The sequence below is a fragment of the Sphingomonas sp. genome, from assembly GCF_013812825.1.
Taxonomy (GTDB): Bacteria; Pseudomonadota; Alphaproteobacteria; order Sphingomonadales; family Sphingomonadaceae; genus Sphingomicrobium.
Genome location: NZ_JACCSU010000044.1, coordinates 1 through 6,729, shown reverse-complemented (window position 1 = coordinate 6,729; position 6,729 = coordinate 1). Strand labels below are relative to the sequence as shown.

Below are 6,729 nucleotides of genomic sequence, written 5' to 3'. Positions count from 1 at the left end.
CCGCCGACCCGACCCGGCCGCTCGTGTCGAGCTTGCCGGCGACCAGCAGCTCTCGGCAGGTTTCATAATCGGCGTCGAACGCGGCCCGGTCGGCGGTGGCGACGGCCAGCGTCGGTGCGAACTCGCGCGGCCGCGATGAGCAGCCCTGCAATGCCAGAGAGGCGACAACCAGGCATAGCGTGAGCTTGTTTTTCATTGGATCCCCCTTACCCGAGCCGTCACCGGCTCAACCGGCGCCAACTCCGCTGAGGTGCAGTGCCATCGCTGGAAGCCCCGTCCCGGCTGACTCCGCGGCGTTATGCAGCAGCGCTGCTGAAGTCAGCAGAAAGCCGGCCAGTCCAAGAAGCCAAGGCTCGAGTTTTCTGCCGCGGCGGCGCCAACCGCTCGATAGAGCCGCCGGGCCCACTGCTCGTTCATTGGTCAACATGTCCGAAGCCCCCATTGAGCCATCTCTCGGTTGAAGATGGTCATGAGATCGGTGGCTGCGGAAGGTGCAGCGAGCGACGCAACCGTTGCAGCAATCAAGTGCAAGGGTTGCACGCGAAGGCACTGCCGTTAGCCAGATCGCCGAGTTTCTGCCGATCAGCAGATCGAGCTGCTATCCTTCAAGATCGCCGGACGGGCTGGCTCCCCGGGAAAGCGTTCCCGACGCGAGCAGGAACATGTCGCCTCCGGCGGCCGCGGCGGATGGGCCTATGTCACGCAGGAGATGGCGGCGCACGGTGTCCGGGACCACAGCATCGGCGGTTGAATCGCGCTGCAGCAACTCTGCGTAGGTCGCTTCGTCGGCTTCGTCGTCTCCGGTCAGGTCGCCAATCCGCTCGATGATCACCGGCACGGCGCTCGGTGTTCGAGCCGCGTCGAATCCGGAGAGCATCAGCAGCCCGTCGAGGAACATGGCTTTGGGCAGCGGGACGCCTTTGAAAATGAAGAAGAGGGGGGTGCACCCCATGCTGTCCGAGAGGCAGGCGAACAGATTCCCCTCGCTGACAAAGCCCCACCCATCGAACGACAGGCCGGAACTGCCCACTCGCACTTCCAGGAACCCGCTCGGACTTGGCCGAAATATGCCGTAACCGAAGAACAGCTTGCCCGGCATGATCGCAGAGGGTCGCGTCGATCGCCAGAATCCGGAATAGGTTGCGATCTTCCGCGCGGTTTCAGCCTGCGCGTGCACCAGGCATTTGAGCGGCAGGCTCGGGATCGTTTCGTCCGGCGCTGCGACCAGACCGTCGGGCAGGTCCACGTTCAACAGAGCGGCGAACGAAGCAAGGTCTCGCTGCCAGTCGAGCATTGTGAACCCGGCTACCTGGGTCGCGACGAACCTGGTGATCTCCGCGAGATTGTGTTCCGACGGGCAGATCGAGCCGCTTGCCCACCGGCCGACGAGGGACTTGTCCACGCGCAGCTGGGATGCGGCTCGGCCCCGGCTGAGCCCGAGCGCTTGCAGGGCCAGCCGAAAACGTGGCGCAAATTCCTCTTTCCCCACCATCACGGCACCATCACGCATCAGCCCCGCGCATGCAACGCCTTACGTGCTGGGCAAGGACATGCTCGAAACGGCTGCTATTCTGCCGCCTGAAGGGGACGTGCGAGTTGCCATTCGGGAGCAGTGTCGGACGCCCTGAGGCGGGCCTCCTCCTCATGCATGTATTCGCGGGTGATTGGCACCGCGTCCCGCCGCTTCAGATACTGCAGCTGAAAGTTGACGAAAGGCCCGTAGCGGAACCCGGCTTCGGCTCCCGCCAGGTAAAACTGCCACAAACGGAAAAAGCGCTCATCATAAAGCTGGATGATTTCATCCCGAGCAGCATTCGTCCGCTCGTACCATTGCTGCAGGGTGAGGGCATAGTGAGTCCGTAGCGTCTCGACATCCGACACGATCAACTTGTGCCGTTCGGCCTGAGAGACCAGCTCCGACAGCGCAGGGATATAACCGCCGGGAAAAACATATTTGCGAGTCCATCGGTCCGTCACGCCGGGCGGGCCCGTTCGGCCGCAGCAGTGCGAGACCATCACTCCATCGGGAGCAAGGAGGGAGCTGCATTTCGCGTAAAAGCCCGGGTGATGGGGCGTGCCCAAATGCTCGATCAATCCGACATTGACGATGCGGTCGAACTGACCCTCGACGTCCCGGTAGTCCATGAGCTCGAACTTCACGCGGTCGGACATGCCCGCCTGTGCGGCGCGCTCACGGCACACGTCGATCTGGTCGGGTGCAAGGCCGACGCCGAGCACATCGACGTCGTAGTGGCGGTGCAAATAGAGTGCCAGGCCGCCCCAGCCGCAGCCGATGTCGAGCACGCGCATTCCGGGTTGCAGGTTCAGCTTGGCGGCGATGTGCGCTTTCTTGTCGAGCTGGGCTTGCTCGAGGCTGTTGGCGGGGTCGCGGTAATAGGCGCAGGTGTATTGCCGGTCCTCGTCGAGGAACAGCTCGTAAAGCCGCCTCGTCAGATTGTAGCTGTGCTCGGCGTTTCGGCGCGACCTTTGTCGCCAGTTGAACCGGTCGAGCCGCCCGCCAAGAGCTGCAGCTGCCTTGCTGAGAGTGCTCTTCGGCCGCAGCCAGCCGTTGTCGGCACAAGGCGCATTGTAAGAGGCGAGAAGACTAAGGTCCCGGATGTCCCCTTGTTCAACGGTCAGACGCCCATCCATGTAGGCTTCGCCCGCGAAGAGCCGCGCATCCTTGACGATCTGGAACGCGACGTGGCGATCCGTCAGCCTGACGCAGATCGGCTTGGGAAAAATCGGGTCTGGAGTGCCGTAGCGATAGCTTTTCCCGGCATGGTCGATGACGGTCAACTGGCCGCGGTGGATGGCCGTGCGCAGCATCCTGTCGAGCAGCCACATCTGTTCCCTCCGCCCCTGTTACGGCTCGAAATGAAGGATTGAAAACGCGCTGACAACCTTGGCCGACGGCACGGGGGATGCCGGAGTTGCTTCACTCCCGCGCGTCACCGGGGCGTGACGGGGCCAGCGATACAGTTTCCGGGCTTCGATGCGATTGCGGTCCGGGACTCGACTAATAAGGCAGTGCCGACGCGAGCACGGTCCGATCGGCAGGCCGCAGCGGCCGCTGGGCTCTTGCTTCGGCTCGTTCGCGCTCTGCCTGTTGAACCGCTGCCTCGATCTCTTCTCCGGTGGCCGTTCGGGTGGGGCTGTCCTCGCAAGCACTCAACGAGGCGAACACGCTCGGAGCGCAGACGAAGGCGAATGCCAGGAGCTTGTAGGTTGCCATCGATTTTTCCTCGTCCCCAGGACGGATCCACGATCCGTCTGGAGTTGAGCATCGTCATCAGAAACCGCAGCCCGGGAAGGTGCAGCGACCGACGCAACCGTTGCAGCAAAACATTGCAACGGTTGCATGAGGCAGCAGCCAAAGGGTGCGCGTTTTCACCGGCGAAAATTCAAGCAATCCACCGGTTAGTTTCTGTTAATGTCGGGCACGCGACTCGGGGGGGACGATATGGCTTACCTGTGGTGGATAGCTGCGGCGCTGACGGTGTTTTCCATGGGTTGCATGGTGAAAGCGGTCCGCAACGCAAAGGGGCTCTAGAGCGTCCCGCGAGCGCGGCGGTCTCCGAACCTTCCAGGAGGCTGCAGGAAGTCGGCTGGCCGCCGTCGCGGGAACGATGAGTTTGCCCAGCGTGGCGAGGGCGGTTGAGGCCGCGAGGGGCGCGCCGAACAGCAAAAACCCCGAACAGCAAAAAGCGGCCCAACGGGGATTTGCCGGGCCGCCTTTCGATCGACCGGCGCTGCCCGGACTGGGGGTCGGGACGGCGCTCGAGTCGAGCCGAATAGTGCGCCTCGCCAACCGGCAAGTCCAGCGCTTGCGTTCGGTCCCGGAACGACAGCCTAACCCAGGTAATTGCGCAGCCGAATCGACGGCCGTAGCCTGTCGACATCGCGACGGTATCTTGGCAAGTCGCGACCGAGAGACGGATGAGAGCTCCCGCTGACCAGGGGCACTCGAATGACCCAAGGATCCTACCGCTACTATTGCCTCGATCGCGTCGGCCAGCTGCACAGCGCCGAGTGGTTCGAGGCTAAGAGCGATGACGACGCCATCGCGCAGGTCGAGGCCCAGCACCCCGACTCGCTGTGCGAAATCTGGCAGGGCCAGCGGCTGGTGGCCAAGCTGTCCTCGCGACCGTCACCAGGCCTGGTACGGTCCGAGGCAGCTCGGCGTGCACTTCAGGCTTGAGAGCCCTACACCGCTCGATCGCCGCACGGTTGGCTAGACAATGGAGGCGGGAGCAGGACCTCCCGCCTTTTTGCCGCCCAGCAGCAGCGACAGCTGGCCGCGGATCATCCGGCCGGCCAGATGGGCGTCGACCGAGGCGTAGCCCTCCGCCCGCAGAGTCCGCCGGATCTCCTCGAGCGTCGCGCAGCTTCCAGCGAGCTGGAAGGCGCGCTCAACGGCGCTGTTCGCGGCCATCGGAGGCTCCCGGTTCGATGTTGCCGGCCGCGATTTGCAGCGCCGGAGCCCATGTCGAGGCGGCCGACTTGGGCGAACCTGCCGAGCCGTCGTCCGGCTTGGTGCTCGCGATCCGGTCGTATTCGGCGGCCAGGTTCAGATGGATGGCGGCGATCCTCGGGCTGGCGGCCCCGGCCGCATTGGCGCGCGCCTTGGCGCTGCGGTCCTCATAATATTCCCGGCTGTAGTCCAACATCGACAAGCTCCTGATCTGCGGGGAGCTCTCAAATGTCTCTCGGTCGGCGACTCGCTGGACGGTATCGGCGATGGGACGGTGATACGCGTCGCGATCGCGTTTGGACAGCCGTGGCTTGCCGACGACCCGTCCGTGGCCCAGGGTGCGCGGATGCGTGAGCTCAGCTATGTCGTCGCTTTCTTCAGCGCCCTGGTCCTGCTGGCGGCGGCGGCCGCGTGGTGGAAGGTGGTCAGCGAGACCGAGGAGGAGCCGACCGCGGGGCGCGTCGGAGTGCACTCGAAGCGCGTCAAGTCGGCGGCCCGGGCGACCGCCATCGCGTTCGCGCTGAGCGGCCTCGCCGCGCTCCTCGCGGTGATCGATTGGTTCCTCCGCTGACGTTTAGTCGGTGACGTTTTTGGTCGGTGATGTGAGGCCGGCGCCGGCCTGGCCGACGCTGCCCTCGATCCACTCCGCATAGTCGACCAGCAGCTTGTCGATCGGCCACACGGTCACGCACGGAACGTCGTAGCTGTGCAGCTCCGCGATCCGCGCAATGAGGGCGTCGGCCATGGCTCGGCTGGTCTTCAAGATCGCGGCGGCCTCGTCGGCCGTCTCGACCGCGCCTTGCCAGCGGTAGATCGAGCGGCAGGGGCCAAGGATGTTGATGCAGGCGGCGAGGCGCTCCTCGACCATCTGGCGGCCGATGCGCTCCGCCTCCTCGGCATCGGCGAAGATCGCGTAGACCGAGACGACGGTCATGGGCGGCTGCCCAGCACATGCGCGCCCCAGACCGTGGCGACGACCAGCACCGCTCCGACCGCCTGGTGAAGCACTGCGAGCCACAGCGCGACCCCGGTCAGGACGGTGGCGATTCCGAGCAGGATCTGGGTTCCGAACGCCGAGTGGATGGCGATCGAGGCGCGGCGGCCCGTGGGCGGATCGAGCCGGCGGACCTTGCGGACGAAGATCACCAGGGCGACGACGACCACCCACGCCCACCAGCGGTGGATGAAGTGGACCAGGAACGGGTCGTGGGTGAGTGTGTGCGCGGCGCCGAGCGACCAGTCGATGCCGTCGGGAACCAAGCGGCCGTTCATCAATGGCCAGCTGTTGGCGACCTGGCCGGCGCCGAGGCCGGCGACCCAGGCGCCGTAGAGGATTTGCACAAACAGGATCGCGAGCACCGCCGCCGACAGCGGGGTGAGCCGCGCGGGCCGGTCGGTGCCGGTGACGGCGAGCCGGCGCAGGTCGAGCGCGACCCAGATCAACGCGCCCATGATGGCGAACGCGAGCAGCAAATGCGCGCTCAATCGCAAATGGCTGACGTCGGTGCGGTCGGCGAGCCCGGACATCACCATGTACCAGCCGAGCGCGCCCTGCGCGGCGCCGAGCAGGAGCAGGCCGGCGAGCTTCCAGGCGTAGCCGGCAGGGATCGCTCGTTTCAGGGCGAACCAGGCGAGCGGAAGCGCGAAGGCGAGGCCGATGATGCGGCCCATCAGGCGGTGCAGCCATTCCCAGAAATAGATGCGCTGGAAAGCGGCGAGGTCCATGCCGGCGGGACCGTTGACCTGCTTGTACTCGGGGGTCGCCTGGTAGAGCTCGAACGCGCGCGCCCAGTCGGCCTCGGACAGCGGCGGGATCGCGCCGGTGATCGGCCGCCACTCGGTGATGCTAAGGCCGCTCCCCGTCAGCCGGGTGATGCCGCCGATCACGACCATCGCGAAGATCAGATAAGCGACGGCGAACAGCCAGTTGGACTGCGCTAGAGGGCGCGGGCGCGGGCGCGGCGTCGCGAGCTCGGACGGAAGCGCGGAGTCCATGGCCAGCGCCTATGCGCCGCGCCGGATCGGGGCAAGATGCGTCGGGCGGCCGCCGGAGCGATTGCCCCGGCCGAATGTCCGCGATCGGCCGAAAGCGGACACTGGATTGGCAGTGGCTCCTGCCTCAGCTCAAGTGTTTCGAGAGATGCTTGTTCATCTCGAACATCGTCACTCGATCCTTGCCGAACACGGGGCGAAGCTTGTCGTCGGCGAGGATCTCGCGCTTGTTCTTGGGATTCTGGAGATTGTTCTTTTTGATG

11 protein-coding genes are annotated in these 6,729 nt (G+C 65.3%); 2 read left to right on the top strand and 9 right to left on the bottom strand.

Annotated features, from left to right (window positions below):
• The 4 genes from H0T81_RS05710 to H0T81_RS05695 form a co-directional block, all read right to left on the bottom strand.
• The coding region (locus H0T81_RS05710; RefSeq protein ID WP_294010789.1) for a hypothetical protein at positions 1–196 on the bottom strand (196 nt) is incomplete at its 3' end.
• A 402-nt stretch (positions 197–598) separates the two neighbouring features.
• The gene (locus tag H0T81_RS05705; RefSeq protein WP_294010787.1) at positions 599–1,510 is read right to left on the bottom strand and encodes a hypothetical protein; all 912 of its coding nucleotides are present in this window, start codon (positions 1,508–1,510) and stop codon (positions 599–601) included.
• Positions 1,511–1,566: 56 nt separating this feature from the next.
• Entirely contained in the window at positions 1,567–2,847 is a 1,281-nt protein-coding gene (locus tag H0T81_RS05700; RefSeq protein WP_294010784.1) for a cyclopropane-fatty-acyl-phospholipid synthase family protein, read from the bottom strand.
• A gap of 172 nt (positions 2,848–3,019) precedes the next feature.
• Complete coding sequence (locus tag H0T81_RS05695; RefSeq protein WP_294010783.1) at positions 3,020–3,235, bottom strand: hypothetical protein; 216 nt, start codon at positions 3,233–3,235, stop codon at positions 3,020–3,022.
• A 735-nt stretch (positions 3,236–3,970) separates the two neighbouring features.
• Here H0T81_RS05695 and H0T81_RS05690 point away from each other — a divergent pair.
• Entirely contained in the window at positions 3,971–4,201 is a 231-nt protein-coding gene (locus H0T81_RS05690) for a hypothetical protein (protein WP_294010781.1), read from the top strand.
• Positions 4,202–4,234: 33 nt separating this feature from the next.
• Here the strand turns inward: H0T81_RS05690 and H0T81_RS05685 are convergent, their stop codons facing one another.
• Positions 4,235–4,435: a hypothetical protein gene (locus H0T81_RS05685; protein ID WP_294010779.1), complete on the bottom strand. Its 201-nt coding sequence runs from the start codon at positions 4,433–4,435 to the stop codon at positions 4,235–4,237.
• Positions 4,413–4,670 (bottom strand): hypothetical protein, encoded by a 258-nt coding sequence (locus H0T81_RS05680; protein WP_294010776.1) that lies wholly within the window; start codon positions 4,668–4,670, stop codon positions 4,413–4,415. Before H0T81_RS05680 ends, H0T81_RS05685 begins: the two co-directional genes overlap by 23 nt.
• 150 nt (positions 4,671–4,820) lie before the next feature.
• On the opposite strand from H0T81_RS05680, the gene H0T81_RS05675 reads away from it, so the two are divergent.
• Entirely contained in the window at positions 4,821–5,045 is a 225-nt protein-coding gene (locus H0T81_RS05675; protein WP_294010773.1) for a hypothetical protein, read from the top strand.
• A gap of 3 nt (positions 5,046–5,048) precedes the next feature.
• Here the strand turns inward: H0T81_RS05675 and cutA are convergent, their stop codons facing one another.
• The 3 genes from cutA to H0T81_RS05660 form a co-directional block, all read right to left on the bottom strand.
• A complete protein-coding gene (cutA, locus tag H0T81_RS05670) occupies positions 5,049–5,408 on the bottom strand; it encodes a divalent-cation tolerance protein CutA (protein WP_294010771.1) in 360 nt (119 codons plus the stop codon).
• On the bottom strand, positions 5,405–6,469 hold the full coding sequence (locus H0T81_RS05665) for a COX15/CtaA family protein (protein WP_294010768.1): 1,065 nt from the start codon (positions 6,467–6,469) through the stop codon (positions 5,405–5,407). The genes cutA and H0T81_RS05665 overlap by 4 nt, the downstream gene beginning before the upstream one ends.
• 124 nt (positions 6,470–6,593) lie before the next feature.
• A partial coding sequence (locus H0T81_RS05660; RefSeq protein ID WP_366474091.1) for an SWIB/MDM2 domain-containing protein occupies positions 6,594–6,729 on the bottom strand: 136 nt, incomplete at its 5' end.